Origin of the sequence: Amycolatopsis sp. NPDC049691, from assembly GCF_040675005.1 — a bacterium.
Lineage (GTDB): Bacteria > Actinomycetota > Actinomycetes > Mycobacteriales > Pseudonocardiaceae > Amycolatopsis.
In genome coordinates this window covers 161,804-176,006 of record NZ_JBFANX010000002.1, presented here as the reverse complement: position 1 = coordinate 176,006, position 14,203 = coordinate 161,804, and the positions used below count along the sequence as shown (strand labels likewise).

The window sequence follows — 14,203 nt, the reverse complement described above, 5'->3', positions numbered from 1 at the left end:
GCGGCGAACGACGCTACCGGCATGTCGTTGTTCACCCATCGCGCCTACTGGCGCTGGTCGGCGGGCGTCCAGTTCGCCCGGCTCCCGGCCACCATGGCGCCGCTCGCGTTCACCCTGCTGACCACCGCGACGACCGGCTCCTACCGGCTCGGCGGCGTGCTGATGTCGGTCTACGTCGCCGCCGAGATGGTCTGCGCGGTGCCGGTCGGGCGCCTGCTCGACCGCGTCGGTCCGGCGCGGGGCCTGCCCGCGCTGCTCTTGCTGACCGCGGCCGGGTACGTCGTGCTGGCGCTGGCCGCCGACGCACCCGCCCCGGTCCTGGTCGCACTCGTCCTGCTGCCCGGCATCGCGGGCGGCGCGTTGTCGGGCGGCTTCCGGACGCTCCTCGCGGACACCGTCGACGACGAGCTGCTGCCACGCGCGATCTCCGTCGACGCGATGCTCCTCGAAGGGATCCTCATCGGCGGTCCGGCGCTGGTCGCGCTGCTCGACCTGGCCGGCACGTTCGTCCCGCTCGCCGCGATGGCGGTCGCTTGCGTGGCGGCGGCGCTGCTCGTCCCGCGCGGTGTTCGTGAGCACGAACGGGTGGAATCCGAAGCCGACGTCCCTCCCGCGCGGCTCGCCACCTACCTGCCGTGGCTGGGCTGCGCGTTCACCGTCGGGCTGCTGCTGTCGACGATCGAGGTGGCGCCGCTCCCGCTCGTCCAGCGGCTGGGCGCGCCCGAGACGGTGGCGCCGGTCGTGATCGCCGTGCTGAGCGGGGCGAGCATCGCGGGCAGCGCGCTCTACGCGTGGCGCGGCAAGACCGGCGACCCGCGGCTGTTCCTCGCCGGGTTCGTCATCGGCGGGCTCACCCTCGCGGGCGGCTTCGGCTGGGCCGGGCTCCTCGGCTCGGTGGCCCTGATCGGCGCCTGCACGGGTCCGCTGGTCGCCGCCACCTCGGTCAACCTGCAGCGGCTGCTGCCGAAGAACCGCAGGTCGGCGGGGTTCTCGTTATCGTTCACGGTGCAGGCGGGCGGCTTCGGGCTGGGGTCGCTGGCGGTCGGCGTGCTGCCGCTGTGGGTCACCCCGTTGTTCGGTGTCTTTGCCGCGGCGATCGCCGGTGGAATGCTGGTGGCGAAGCCCGTGCGAGCTATTGGCACAATGTCAGTAACGCCGTAACCTGGGCTGACCCGCGACCTCCAGGGAGACGCCGATGACTGCCGTCCAGCCGAAGCCGACGTCGGTCGGCGAGACCTTCGACTCGCTCAGCCCGGCGACCGACGAGGTGGTCGGAACCTACCCCGTCCACAGCGCCGAGGACGTCCAGGCGGCCGTCGAGCGAGCGCGTGTCGCGGCGAAGTGGTGGGAAGGGCTGGGCTTCGCGGGGCGCGCCGAACGGCTCCGCGGCTGGAAGGGCGTGCTGACGCGGCGGTTGCCGCAGCTGTGCCAGGTGGTCCGCGACGAGACCGGCAAGCCGATCGCGGACGCGCAGCTCGAGAGCGTCCTGGCGATCGAGCACATCGCGTGGGCGGGCAAGCACGCCAAGAAGATCCTCGGCAAGCAGAAGCGCTCGGCCGGCCTGCTGATGTCGAACCAGGCGGCGACGGTCGAGTACCAGCCGCTGGGCGTGGTCGGCGTGATCGGCCCGTGGAACTACCCGGTGTTCACGCCGCTGGGCTCGATCGCGTACGCGCTCGCGGCGGGCAACGCGGTGGTGTTCAAGCCGAGCGAGTACACGCCGGGCGTCGGGAAGTGGCTGGTCGACGCGTTCGCCGAGATCGTCCCGGAGCAGCCGGTGCTGCAGCTGGTCACGGGCTTCGGCGAGACGGGCGCGGCGCTGGTGCGAGCCGGTGTCGACAAGATCGCGTTCACCGGCTCGACGGCGACGGGCAAGCGCATCATGGCCGCGGCGGCGGAGACGCTGACCCCGGTGGTCATCGAGGCGGGCGGCAAGGACCCGGTCCTGGTCGACGCGGACGCGGACCTGGACGCGGCGGCCGACGCGACGGTCTGGGGCGCGTTCTCGAACTCGGGCCAGACGTGCATCGGCGTCGAGCGGGTGTACGTCCACGAGAAGGTCCACGACGAGTTCGTGGCGAAGGTGGTCGAGAAGTCGAAGGACGTCCGGGCGGGCTCGGACGAGGCCGCGCAGTACGGCCCGGTGACGATGCCGTCCCAGCTGGGCGTGATCAAGAGGCACATCCAGGACGCACTGGCCCGGGGAGGCAAGGCGGTCCTGGGCGGCGAGGAAGCGGTCGGCGACCGGTACGCGCAGCCGACGGTGCTGGTCGACGTCCCGGAGGATTCGGAAGCGGTCACCGAGGAGACGTTCGGCCCGACGGTGACGATCGCGAAGGTCGCCTCGATGGACGAAGCGGTCGAGAAGGCCAACAGCACGAAGTACGGCTTGGGGTCGACGGTGTTTTCGAAGTCCCGCGGGGTCGAGCTGGCGGAGAAGCTGCGCACGGGGATGACGGCGATCAACGCACCGCTGTCGTTCGCGGGAATCGCCTCCTTGCCGTTCGGCGGCGTGGGCGATTCGGGCTTCGGCCGCATCCACGGCCCGGAGGGCCTGCGCGAGTTCGCCCGCACGAAGGCGATCGCCCGGCAGCGGTTCACGGCCCCGCTGACGTTGACGTCGTTCAGCCGCAAGGAATCAACGGACGCACTGGTGGCCAAGCTGGTCACCATCCTGCACGGCAAGCGCTGAGGTCGGTCCGGGGTTGTGGACAACTGGTGTCCACAACCCCGGAACCGCACCGGTTCTGTCGGTGGTCGCCGGTAAGATGGTTACCGGGGGCCGAGGCCCGCCCCAAAGCTGGTCGCCTCCCCCCGAGCGCGGCGGTATTCCACGGCAATCGCGCGGCAACCCCCACCGTCCGTGCGCGCGCAGCGGCATGGCTTGGCTCGCCCTGCCGGCGCGCCGGGCCTCGCCTCGGCCGGGCTCCGCAAACCAACCCGGCGACGGGGGCAGGACTGCCCAGGCTGCTCGCTCCCCGGCGGTTCGGACGCTCGCGCGGGCAAACCGACTCCCCGGGCAAGTCTCCGGCCGGGAAATACGCAGCCGAGGCCCGCCCTCACCGCCCCCGGATCAAATCCGCGCCCTTCTCGGCCACCATGATCGTCGGCGCGTTGGTGTTCCCGCGCGGCACCACCGGCATCACCGACGCGTCCACGACCCGCAGCCCCTCAACCCCCTGAACCCGCAGCTGCGGATCGACCACCGACCCGATCGAGCAAGTCCCCACCGGGTGATAAAGCGTCTGCGTGTTCTCGCGGATGTGCTCGGCCAGCTCGGAATCGCTCAAATCGTGCCGCGCGGGCAGGAACGGCTGGTCCAGGAACCGCTTCAGCGGCCCCACGCGACCGATTTCGATCAACGCCCGCAGCCCGGCGACCATCCGGTCCATGTCCACCGATTCCGCGTAGTACGCCGGGTCGATTTCCGGCTTCCACAACGGGTTCGCCGACTTCAGCCGCAGCCGGCCGCGGCTCGCGACGTCCACCAGCGTCGCCGCCGACGTGAACCCCGGGACCGTCGGCTCGCGCATGCCGTTGTCGTAGAACAGCGTCGGCGCGACGTGGATCTGCATGTCCGGCGCCGGCAGCCCGTCGGCCGTCGGGAAGAACGCGCCCGCCTCACCGATGTTCGACGCCAGCGGCCCGCGCTTCGTCAGCTGGTAGCGGACGAGACCGGCCGGCGTGGCCGCGTCGACCAGGTCGGTGGTGCCGCGCGTCGACCAGATGATCCCGCACGCCGGGTGGTCGTGCAGGTTCTCGCCGACGCCGGGCAGCGCGGCGACGACGTCGATGCCGTGCTCGCGCAGGTGCTCGGCCGGGCCGACACCGCTCACCATCAGCAGCTGCGGGGAGTTCACCGCACCACCGGAGAGGATCACTTCGGCCGACGCGCGCGCGGTCGTCTCGACACCGTTGTCCAAATAGGACACACCGACCGCGCGCGTGCCCTCGAAGACCACCCGGGTGGCCGGCGCGCACGTCTTCACCGTGAGGTTCGGCCGCTCCATGGCGGGCCGCAGGTACGCGTCGGCGGTCGACCAGCGCCGGCCCTTCTTGCAGGTGACCTGGTAGACGCCGGCGCCTTCCTGGCTCTCGCCGTTGAAGTCGTCGGTGCGCTTGAGCCCCCACGCGACGGCGGAGTCGACCCACGCCGTCGACAGCTCGTGGGTGAACCGGCGGTCCTCGACGTGGAGCGGGCCGTCGGTGCCGTGGAGGGGCCCGTCGAGCCGCTGGTTGCCCTCGGCGCGCTTGAAGTACGGGAGGACGTCGTCCCAGCCCCAGCCTTCGGCGCCGTGGGAATCGCGCCAGCCGTCGTAGTCGGCGCGGTTGCCGCGGATGTAGATCATCGCGTTGATCGACGAGCAGCCGCCGAGCATCTTGCCGCGCGGCCAGTAGGCCGTCTTGCCGGTGTGCTTCTGCTCGACGGTCTCGTAGTTCCAGTCCCACTTGGTCTTGAACAGCGACGGGAACGCGGCCGGGATGTGGATTTCGTCGGCGGCGTCCGCCGCGCCCGCTTCGAGCAGCAGGACCTGGGCGGACGGATCTTCGGTGAGCCGGTTCGCCAGCACGCACCCGGCGCTCCCGGCGCCGACGATCACGTAGTCGTAGGAGTCCACGGTGCCTCCACAGCTGTTGGCGCGATGTCAACGACTCATCATGGCGCAGCGCGGCGCGTACGGCCAGTCTAGGTCCTCGCGGGCTGCCGAACTGGGTGAACTATGCTCGGAGGGTACCCACGACCTGCGTGAATAAGGAGCAGCCTGCCGTGGCCCGAGTCGTCGTCGACGTCATGCCGAAGCCCGAAATCCTCGACCCGCAGGGGCAGGCCGCGCTCGGCGCCGCCGGCCGCCTCGGCTTCACCGGGATCAAGGAGATCCGCCAGGGCAAGCACTTCGAGATCGAGGTCGACGACACGGTCGACGACGCGACGCTCGAGAAGATCGCCGAGGGCTTCCTCGCGAACCCGGTCATCGAGCAGTGGACGATCAAGCGGGTGGACGCGTGAGCGCGCGCATCGGCGTCATCACGTTCCCGGGCACGCTCGACGACGGCGACGCGGCCCGCGCGGTCACGTACGCCGGCGCGGAGGCGGTGCCGCTGTGGCACGCGGACGAGAACCTCCACGACGTCGACGCGGTCGTCGTCCCGGGCGGGTTTTCCTACGGCGACTACCTGCGCGCGGGCGTGATCGCCCGGTTCGCGCCGGTGATGACGCCGGTGATCGAGGCGGCGCGCGCGGGCATGCCGGTGCTCGGCATCTGCAACGGGTTCCAGATCCTCTGCGAGGCCGGCCTGCTGCCGGGCGCGATGATCCGCAACCAGGGCCTGCACTTCATCTGCCGCGACCAGTGGCTGCGGGTGGAGAACACGTCCACCGCGTGGACGACCCGGTACGACGAGGGTGCCGAGATCCTCATTCCGATGAAGAACATCGACGGCTGCTACGTGGCCGAGCAGTCCACTTTGGACGAGCTGGAGGCCGAGGGCCGCGTGGTGTTCCGGTACGTCGGCGGGAACCCGAACGGGTCGCGCAACGACATCGCCGGGATCCGCTCGGAGAACGGCCGGGTCGTCGGGTTGATGCCGCACCCGGAGCACGCGATCGACGCGCTGACCGGCCCGTCGGACGATGGGCTGGGCATGTTCTTCAGCGCGGTGGACGCGCTGGTCAAGGCCTGAGGGCGGGCCTCGGCCCCCGGTAACCATTCTACCGGGGGCCACCGACAGAACCGGCGCGTTTCCGGGGCTGGGGACCCGAGTTGTCCACAGTCCCGGAACTGCTCAGCTCTTGCTCTGGTCGTTCGACAGCCACTTCTCCGGCCGCACCCGCACGAGCACCGACCGCTCCCCGAGCGCCGCGTCGACGTACGCCGTCGCCTGTTCCTCGGGCCAATACCGCCCCGCGATCCGCAGCGCCAGCTCGCGCGTCGGGGGCTGGTCGTTCGCCACCACCGGGCCCTCGACCGTCACGTACTTGTACGGCGGGTTCTCGTCCTGGACCGCCAAGCTCAACCGGCCGGCCGCGGTGATCGCCCGGTCCTTGACCGTGTCGCGCTCCATCCAGATCAGCACTTCGCCGCCGGGCGAGTAGTCGTACCAGACCGGGACCGCCAGCGGCGCCCGGCCGGCGCGCTCCACCGCCAGGACCCCCACGTGCACCCCGCTCAAGAACTCTTCGCGCTCCGAAGCGGTCATCACAAACGACATGGCACTCCCCAAGTAGGCCTACCCGGGGAGTAACCAGCCCCACACTCCGGACATTCCGGGCTACGAAGCCGCCGCCACCAGCCGGGCGTACGAGCCGCCCGCGGCCAGCAGCGATGCGTGCGGCCCCAGCTCCGTGATCCGGCCGCCCTCCACGACCGCGACCCGGTCCGCGGCCGCCGCCGTGTGCAGGCGGTGGGCGATCGCGATCACCGTCCGCCCGGAGAGCACGCTGTTGAGCGACTTCTCCAGATCGCGCGCCGAGCCCGTGTCCAGCAGCGACGTCGCCTCGTCCAGCACCAGCGTGTGCGGGTCCGCCAGCACCACGCGGGCCAGCGCCAGCTGCTGCGCGATCGCCGCCGGCACCGGGTGCTCGCCCGAGCCCAGCTTCGTGTCGAGCCCGGACGGCAGCGTCGCCACCCACTCCGACGCGCCCGCCGAGTCGAGCGCCGCGAGCAGCTCCTCGTCCGTCCAGTCGCCGCCCGCACGACGCGCCGGCAGCGCCAGGTTCTGCCGCAGCGTCCCCGAGAACACGTGGTGCTCCTGGGTCAGCAGCAGGACCTCGCCGCGCAGGACGTCGTCGGCCAGCGCCGAGACGTCCTGGCCGCCGATGCGAACCGAGCCGGCCGACGGCGCCGCGATGCCCGCCAGCAGCCGGCCGAGCGTCGACTTGCCCGCGCCGGACGGGCCGACGATCGCCAGCCGCTCGCCGCGCGGCACCCGCAGGTCGATGCCGTGCAGCACCTCGCGGTCGGCCGTGTAGGCGAACCGGACCCCGTGGACGTCGATGTCCCGCCCGCGTGGCACCTCCGTCACCTTCGGCGACTCCTCGACGGCCACCTCGCGCACGCCCAGGATCCGCCGCGCCGCGGCCGCCGCGACCTGCAGGTCCTCCAGCCAGAACAGCGCCTCGTTCAGCGGCGCCGACATCGCCTGGACGTACAGCAGCATCGTGGTGATCTCGCCGAGTCCGGCCCAGCCGCGCGTGTACGCGAGCAGCCCGAGCGGCAGCATGACCGCCAGCGGCAGCACGTAGCTGATCTCCAGCGACGGCAGCCACCGCAGCTGCAGCGCCCGCATCCGCCGCTCGCCGAGGATGCTCTGGTCCAGCGCGTCGTACGCCGCGTCGACGCGCCGCTCGGTGAGCCCGAGCGCCTCGACCGTGCGCGCGCCCTCCGCCGTCTCGTGGACGCTGGTGGTCAGGTCCGCCCAGCGGTCGAGCATCCACTGCATCACCGACGGGATCCGCCGCTGGTACCAGACGTTGACGGTCACCAGCAGCGGCAGCGCGACCAGCAGGCCCAGCGAGAGCAGCGGCGACGTCAGCACCATCGCGACGACCGTGAACACGACGGTCACCGCCGCGATCAGGATCTCCGGCGCCGCGAACCGCGCCGCGTGGTCGATCCGGCCGAGGTCGGTGGTGGCCCGGCTGAGCAGGTCACCGGTGCCCGCCGCCTCGACCGTGCCGAGCGGCAGCTGCAGCGCGGTCCCGACGAACTCTTCGCGGGTCTCGGCGAGCACCAGCTCACCGAACACCGCGCCGCGCATCCGCGCGATCTTCCGCGCCACCGCCTGCAGCACCAGGATCCCGACGAACACCGCCGCCAGCACGTCGACGTGACCCGTCGTCGTGCCGGCCGCGACGTCGTCGACCAGCGCGCCGAGCAGCTGCGGCCCGGCCAGTCCGATCAGCGTCGCCACGCACAGCGCGCCGAGCAGCAGCCCGAACTCGCGTTTGTGGACCGCCGCCGTCTTCAGCGCCCAGCGCCGGACGTCCCGCCGGGACGCCGTGGGGAGCCGCTTCATACCGTCACTACCTTCGCCGTGAAAACCTCGTCGGCCACATGTGTCCACAAAGGACTCTGGCTGAACACCACCGTCGTCTTGCCGCGGCGCAGGGCCGCGACGCGCTCGGTGATGCGTGCCTCCGTGTGCGCGTCGACCGCCGACGTCGGCTCGTCCAGCACCAGCACGTCGGCGTCCGCCGCCAGCGCGCGGGCCAGGTTCAGCCGTTGCCGCTGGCCGCCGGACACTTCGCGCCCGCGCTCGCCGATCACCTCGTCGACGCCGTTGGGCAGCGCCTCGACGATGTCGTCGGCGTCAGCCGCGTACAGCGCTTCGGTGCTGGTGACGCCGCCCGGCCGCGCCGGTGTCAGCTGCTCTCGCAGCACGCCGGAGAACCAGATGTCCTGATTGTGCGCGTAGACGACCCGGCGCCGCAGCTCCGCGAGCGCGACGTGGTCCGCCCGGATGCCGTTGACCAGCACCTCTTCGCCTTCGGCCGGGTCGGCGAACCGGGCCAGCCGATCGGCCACCGCTTCGCCGTCGGCGCCGAAGTCGACGACCGTCAGCCGCCCGGCCGCGATGCGCACGCCGGACTCGGAGTCGAGGAGCTCCAGCGGCCCGTCGGGCAGCCGGACCGGGTGTTCGGGGTCCGCCAGCTTCGGGCGGATCGCCAGCAGCGCCGCCACCTTCCGCGCCGCGACCAGGCCGGACGTGATCGACCCGACCGCCTCGGTGGCGGCGGTGACCGGCCAGATGAGGAACGCCGAAACGCCGTAGAACGCCACGAGCTGCCCGACGCCGATCTCCCCGGACACGGCCAGCCGCGCGCCCAGCCAGGTGATCACCACGGTGACCAGGCCGGGCAGCGCGATCTCCGCCCCGGCCAGCCACGCTTCGGCCCGGCCGACCTCGATGCCGGCCCGCCGGACCCGCTGGCTCGTTTCGCGGAAGCGGGCGAAGAACCGCCGCTCGCCGCCGATGCCGCGCAGGATCCGCAGGCCGGACACGATGTCCGCGCCGAGCGCGTTGACGTCGCCGCGCTTCTCGCGTTGCTTCGCCTTGCGCTTCTGCAGGGGAGCGAGCAACGGCCCGATGCCCAGCACCGCGACCGGCACGCCGACCAGCGCGACCACGCCGAGCAGCGGCGACGTCGAGATCAGCCACACGGCCACCACGACGAACGCCAGCAGCGAGCCGAACGCCCGGCCGGTCACCTCGACGGTGTTGCCGATGTGGTTGATGTCGGTCGTGCTGATCGCGACGAGGTTGCCGGTGGTCGTCTGCTCGCGCAGGCCGGCGCCGACGCGGGTGGTGTGCGCGGAGACGGCCCGCTGGGTCGAGCCCGCGCCGTGCAGCCACAGGCCGTAGTTGAGGAAGTGCAGCCAGGTCCCGGTCAGCGTCTGCACCACCCCGAGCAGGGCGGCGGCCAGCGCCCAGCGCCAGACGCCGGCGCCGTCGTGCGCGCCGACGGCACCGATGCCCTGGCCGACGACCAGCGGCATCAGGGCACCGGGCAGCGCCCACACGACACCGAGCGCGGCGGCGCCCAGCACCGTGCCGAGCCGGGCCCGGAACACGGCGAGCAGGAAGCGGCTCGCACTCGGCCGCGCGGGCAGCCGCAGCGGCGGAAAGGGATATGTGGCGGAAAGCACGATTCCCGACGGTAAGCCGCCGACCAGCGGAAGGCGACCGATTTTCGGGCATACCCCCGGCCGCGCGTCCGGGCGCGCCCGGCCGTTCGCGATGGCCCCCGCCGCTGGGGGGACCCCCGGTTTCAACGTTACTCGCGGGGACCGACAGTTCCGTGCCCGCGAACCGGAGTTGTCCCCAGGGCAGCTCCGGGGCCCGCGATGTCGGCTCGCTCACACCCACCCCGCGGCCGCCCGATTTCGGCGGCCCACCGTCCGGAGCCACCGGGAGCGCCCCGTATCCTGGCGGCCGTGGCGAACCCTGACACGGACACCGTGACCAGCACCGTTGACACCACCGAGCGCGCCGGGGCGACCCCGGACCACACGCAGCCCTACCGCGAACTCGGCCTCGCCGACGACGAGTACGCCCGCATCCGGGAGATCCTCGGCCGCCGGCCCACCGACGCCGAGCTGGCCATGTACTCGGTGATGTGGAGCGAGCACTGCTCCTACAAGTCCTCCAAGAAGCACCTGCGGTACTTCGGGGAGACCGCCACCGACGAGATGAAGGCCAAGATGCTGGCCGGCATCGGCGAGAACGCCGGCGTCGTCGACATCGGCGAGGGCTGGGCGGTCACCTTCAAGGTGGAGAGCCACAACCACCCGTCCTATGTGGAGCCGTACCAGGGCGCCGCGACCGGCGTCGGCGGCATCGTCCGCGACATCATGGCGATGGGCGCGCGGCCGCTGGCGGTCTCCGACGCCCTGCGCTTCGGCCCGGCCGACGCCCCCGACACCAAGCGTGTGCTGCCCGGTGTCGTGGCCGGCGTCGGCGGCTACGGCAACTGCCTCGGCCTGCCGAACATCGGCGGCGAGCTCGTCTTCGACCCGTCCTACGCGGGCAACCCGCTGGTCAACGCGCTGTGCGTCGGCGCGATGCGCGTCGAGGACCTGCACCTGGCGTTCGCGTCCGGCACCGGCAACAAGATCATCCTGTTCGGCGCCCGCACCGGCCTCGACGGCATCGGCGGCGTTTCCGTCCTGGCGAGTGACACCTTTTCGGGTGACGAGTCGGCGTCCGGCCGCAAGAAGCTCCCGAGCGTCCAGGTCGGCGACCCGTTCACCGAGAAGGTGCTCATCGAGTGCTGCCTCGAGCTCTTCGCGCAGAAGCTGGTCGTCGGCATCCAGGACCTCGGCGGCGCCGGGCTGTCCTGCGCGACGTCCGAGCTGGCGGCGGCCGGCGACGGCGGCATGCACATCTACCTCGACCGCGTTCCGTTGCGCGCCAACGGGATGACGCCCGCCGAGGTGCTCTCCAGTGAGTCGCAGGAGCGCATGTGCGCGGTCGTCTCGCCGGAGAACGTCGAGGCGTTCATGGCGGTCTGCCGCAAGTGGGACGTCATCGCGACCGACATCGGCGAGGTCACCGACGGCGAGCACCTGGTCATCACCTGGCATGACGAGGTCGTCGTCGACGTCCCGGCGCACACGGTCGCCCACCAGGGCCCGGTGTACGACCGGCCGATCGAGCGTCCGTCCACTCAGGACGCGCTGATCGCGGACACCTCGGCCAAGCTGCCGCGTCCGTCCACTCCGGACGAACTGCGGGCCGACATCCTGCGCCTGATTTCGTCGCCGAACCAGGCGTCGAAGGAATGGGTGACGTCGCAGTACGACCGGTACGTGCGCGGGAACAGCGTGCTCGCGCAGCCGTCGGACTCGGGCATGATCCGGATCGACGAGTCGACCGGCCGCGGCGTCTCGGTCGCGACGGACTGCAACAGCAAGTTCGTCTACCTCGACCCGTACCGCGGCGCGCAGCTGGCGCTGGCGGAGGCGTACCGCAACGTGGCCACCGGCGGCGCGACGCCGGTGGCGGTGTCGGACTGCCTGAACTTCGGCGCGCCGACGGACCCGGGCGTGATGTGGCAGTTCGAGCAGGCGGTGCACGGTCTCGCCGACGGCTGCGTCGAGCTGGGCATCCCGGTCACCGGCGGCAACGTGAGCTTCTTCAACCAGACCGGTGACACGGCGATCCTGCCGACGCCGGTGATCGGCGTCCTCGGCGTGATCGACGACGTGACCCGCCGCATCCCGACCGGCATCGGCGCGGAGGCGGGCGAAACCCTGCTGCTGCTGGGCGAAACGCACGACGAGCTGGACGGTTCGGCGTGGGCCCGCGAGCTCCACGGCCACCTCGGCGGCGTGCCGCCGAAGGTGGACCTGGCCCGCGAGAAGCTGCTGGGCGAGATCCTGGTGGCGGGCTCCCGCGACGGCATGATCTCGGCGGCCCACGACCTCTCGGACGGCGGCCTGATCCAGACACTGGTCGAGACCGTCCTCATCGGACAGTGCGGCGCCCGGGTGTTCCTTGACTCGGACGAGGACCCGTTCGTCCAGCTGTTCTCCGAGTCGTCGGGCCGCGTCCTGGTGGCGGTCCCGCGCACGGAGGAGCTGCGCTTCACGGAGATGTGCACGGCCCGCGGGCTGCCGTGGCGCAAGACGGGCGTGGTCGATCCGGAGTCGGGAACGCTGGAACTGCAGGGCATCACGGAGTTCACCCTCGACGAGCTCCGCACGGCGTGGGAGTCCACGCTCCCGGCCCTGTTCGACTGACCTGTGGACACGTGACCGGAGGGCACCGGTTCTTGTCGGTGCCCTCCGCTGGCGTGGAAAACGGGGGCTGCTCAGGGCAGTTCGGTCCCCGCCGGAAAGCGCGCTTGGCCGAAATCCGGCGCCAGCGCGAAGGAAGCATCGCGAAAAGTCACCTCGTCGTGCGCGGTGAAGTCCCGGAACCCGGTCCCCGCCCCGAACTTCGTCCGCGTGAAGTCGACGGGCCCGTGCACGCTCGCCCCGGTCAGGAACACCGACCCCGTGAACGCCGTGTCCGCGAACGAAACGCCGTTGACGATCGTCGCACCCTGCGCTCCCAGCAGGCCCACGTGCTTGCCTGAGAGGGTGAAGCGGTCCAGCCGCGCGCCCGAGAGGTCGAGCGTGTACGCCGGACCGGTCCCGGCCTCCGGCAGCGACGCCCGGATCACCCGCTGGGCGGTGCGCCGGACTTCCGACTCCCGCGCGGCCTCGGTCCCCTCGGCATCGAACGGCCGCCGCAAGTACGCGCACAACACGTCGAGCACTGTCTGCGTGTAAGGCTCGGTCCGCGCGAGCCCGCCCAGCGCGTGGACCGCCCCGACGCGCACCTGGTCGGCCTCGTGCCCGAGCAGTTCGACCGACTTCGCGAACCGCTCGTCGGAAATCCGCGTCCGCTCGAGTTCGTGCCGGTCTTCTTCGACGCGGCGGCGGCGGTCGTTCAGCCACAGCCCGAACAGCGCCGCGACCGCGCCGCCCGCCAGGCCCGCGGTCTTGAGCGCGTCGCCGCGGCTGGTCGCGCGGTCCGCGAGCAGCCAGACCAGCACGCCGCCGAACGCGACCGCGCTCAGCACGAACGCCACCAGCAGCGGCGAGACCCGCTTCACCCGCTCACCGCGGTGATCCGGGACTCGCCGTCGCGCAGTTCCTCCAGCGTCCACTCCGCCGGCAGTTGTACGTCCTTTTCGGCGCGTACCAACGTGTTGTACAGCGAAACCGCCGAAGGCAGCGACGCGAACCGCAGATCCGTCTGCCCGTCGAACCGGGCGCGCCGCAGGTCCAGCGAGTCCGTGGCCCGGACGCCGGGGAACACCGCGGCGTTGGCGAACACCGCGTCCTTGAAGGTCGTCGGGCCGGCGAACGTCGTGTTCGTGAAGTCGGCGGTCTCGGCGAACCGGGTGCCGCTGAACCACGCGTGGCCGCGGAACTCCGTGCCGCGGCACCGGAACATCCCGATCAGCCGTCCGGAACCCGTGCCGGCGCCCGTGAAGTACGCCTTGCCCGTGAACACCGCGCCGCTGAGGTTCGTGCTGCTGAACAGGCTCGCGTAGCGCAGCCAGAGGTCGCGGACCCGGCAGCGGGAGAGATCGAAGTACTCCAGCGTCGCGCCGGTCAGGTCGAGGTCGTACTCCGGGGCGTTCTCGGCGTCCGCGCGCGGCAGCAGCCCGACCACCAGCCGCTGCGCGGTCAACCGCACCTGCAGCTCGCGTTCGGCGTCCGGCGGCCCGACCACGGAGGCGCGCTTCGTCCGGTCGACGTCGTCTTCGTACCGCGGGTGCTGGAACGGCCGCCGGAGGTAGGAGCACAGCACGTCCAGCACCGTCTGCGTGTACTCCGGTCGGCTCCTGGCCAGCCCCGCCAACGCGTGCAGCGCACCGACGCGCACCTGGTCGGCGTCGTGGCCCAGCAGCTCGACGGCCTTCGCGAACCGCTCGTCGGCCACCCGCTCGCGGTCCTGCTCCGCGCGCTGCGACTCCAGCTCGTGGCGGCGCCGCTCGATGTCCTGACGTCGCTCCTCGACGCGGCGGCGCCGGTCGTTCAGCCACAGCGCGTACAACGCCACGATCGCGCCGCCGGCGAGTCCGCCCGTCTTCAGCGCCTCACTGCGGCTGGTGGCGGGGTCGGTCAGCAGCCAGCCGCCGACGCCCGCCAGCAGGACCACCGACGCGAGGAACGTCCACGCCAGCGGTGATCGCCACAGCTTCACC

At 71.8% G+C, this 14,203-nt stretch carries 11 protein-coding genes; 5 read left to right on the top strand and 6 right to left on the bottom strand.

The window, feature by feature from the left end; all coding sequences use genetic code 11:
- Window positions 1–21: 21 nt before the first annotated feature.
- Entirely contained in the window at window positions 22–1,161 is a 1,140-nt protein-coding gene (locus AB0J40_RS05055) for an MFS transporter (protein ID WP_364447786.1), read from the top strand.
- A gap of 34 nt (window positions 1,162–1,195) precedes the next feature.
- Window positions 1,196–2,692 (top strand): aldehyde dehydrogenase family protein, encoded by a 1,497-nt coding sequence (locus AB0J40_RS05050; protein WP_364447783.1) that lies wholly within the window; start codon window positions 1,196–1,198, stop codon window positions 2,690–2,692.
- A 367-nt stretch (window positions 2,693–3,059) separates the two neighbouring features.
- On the opposite strand, the gene AB0J40_RS05045 is transcribed toward AB0J40_RS05050, so the two are convergent.
- On the bottom strand, window positions 3,060–4,619 hold the full coding sequence (locus tag AB0J40_RS05045) for a GMC family oxidoreductase N-terminal domain-containing protein (RefSeq protein WP_364447780.1): 1,560 nt from the start codon (window positions 4,617–4,619) through the stop codon (window positions 3,060–3,062).
- A 149-nt stretch (window positions 4,620–4,768) separates the two neighbouring features.
- Between AB0J40_RS05045 and purS the strand changes: the two genes are divergently transcribed.
- Complete coding sequence (gene purS, locus AB0J40_RS05040) at window positions 4,769–5,008, top strand: phosphoribosylformylglycinamidine synthase subunit PurS (RefSeq protein WP_125308766.1); 240 nt, start codon at window positions 4,769–4,771, stop codon at window positions 5,006–5,008.
- Complete coding sequence (gene purQ, locus AB0J40_RS05035; protein WP_364447776.1) at window positions 5,005–5,682, top strand: phosphoribosylformylglycinamidine synthase subunit PurQ; 678 nt, start codon at window positions 5,005–5,007, stop codon at window positions 5,680–5,682. Before purS ends, purQ begins: the two co-directional genes overlap by 4 nt.
- 102 nt (window positions 5,683–5,784) lie before the next feature.
- Here purQ and AB0J40_RS05030 read toward each other — a convergent pair whose 3' ends face one another.
- From AB0J40_RS05030 to AB0J40_RS05020, 3 genes are read right to left on the bottom strand one after another with little or no spacing between them, the layout of a single operon-like run.
- The gene (locus tag AB0J40_RS05030) at window positions 5,785–6,210 is read right to left on the bottom strand and encodes a pyridoxamine 5'-phosphate oxidase family protein (protein ID WP_364447774.1); all 426 of its coding nucleotides are present in this window, start codon (window positions 6,208–6,210) and stop codon (window positions 5,785–5,787) included.
- A gap of 60 nt (window positions 6,211–6,270) precedes the next feature.
- Window positions 6,271–8,016 (bottom strand): ABC transporter ATP-binding protein, encoded by a 1,746-nt coding sequence (locus AB0J40_RS05025; RefSeq protein ID WP_364447772.1) that lies wholly within the window; start codon window positions 8,014–8,016, stop codon window positions 6,271–6,273.
- Window positions 8,013–9,647, bottom strand: coding sequence for an ABC transporter ATP-binding protein (locus AB0J40_RS05020; RefSeq protein WP_364447769.1), 1,635 nt, complete (start codon window positions 9,645–9,647; stop codon window positions 8,013–8,015). Before AB0J40_RS05020 ends, AB0J40_RS05025 begins: the two co-directional genes overlap by 4 nt.
- A gap of 312 nt (window positions 9,648–9,959) precedes the next feature.
- On the opposite strand from AB0J40_RS05020, the gene purL reads away from it, so the two are divergent.
- On the top strand, window positions 9,960–12,242 hold the full coding sequence (gene purL / locus AB0J40_RS05015) for a phosphoribosylformylglycinamidine synthase subunit PurL (protein ID WP_364448687.1): 2,283 nt from the start codon (window positions 9,960–9,962) through the stop codon (window positions 12,240–12,242).
- A gap of 71 nt (window positions 12,243–12,313) precedes the next feature.
- Here purL and AB0J40_RS05010 read toward each other — a convergent pair whose 3' ends face one another.
- Together AB0J40_RS05010 and AB0J40_RS05005 are read right to left on the bottom strand one after the other, a co-directional pair.
- A complete protein-coding gene (locus tag AB0J40_RS05010) occupies window positions 12,314–13,102 on the bottom strand; it encodes a pentapeptide repeat-containing protein (protein ID WP_364447767.1) in 789 nt (262 codons plus the stop codon).
- Entirely contained in the window at window positions 13,099–14,202 is a 1,104-nt protein-coding gene (locus AB0J40_RS05005) for a hypothetical protein (protein WP_364447764.1), read from the bottom strand. The genes AB0J40_RS05010 and AB0J40_RS05005 overlap by 4 nt, the downstream gene beginning before the upstream one ends.
- Window position 14,203 lies beyond the last annotated feature (1 nt).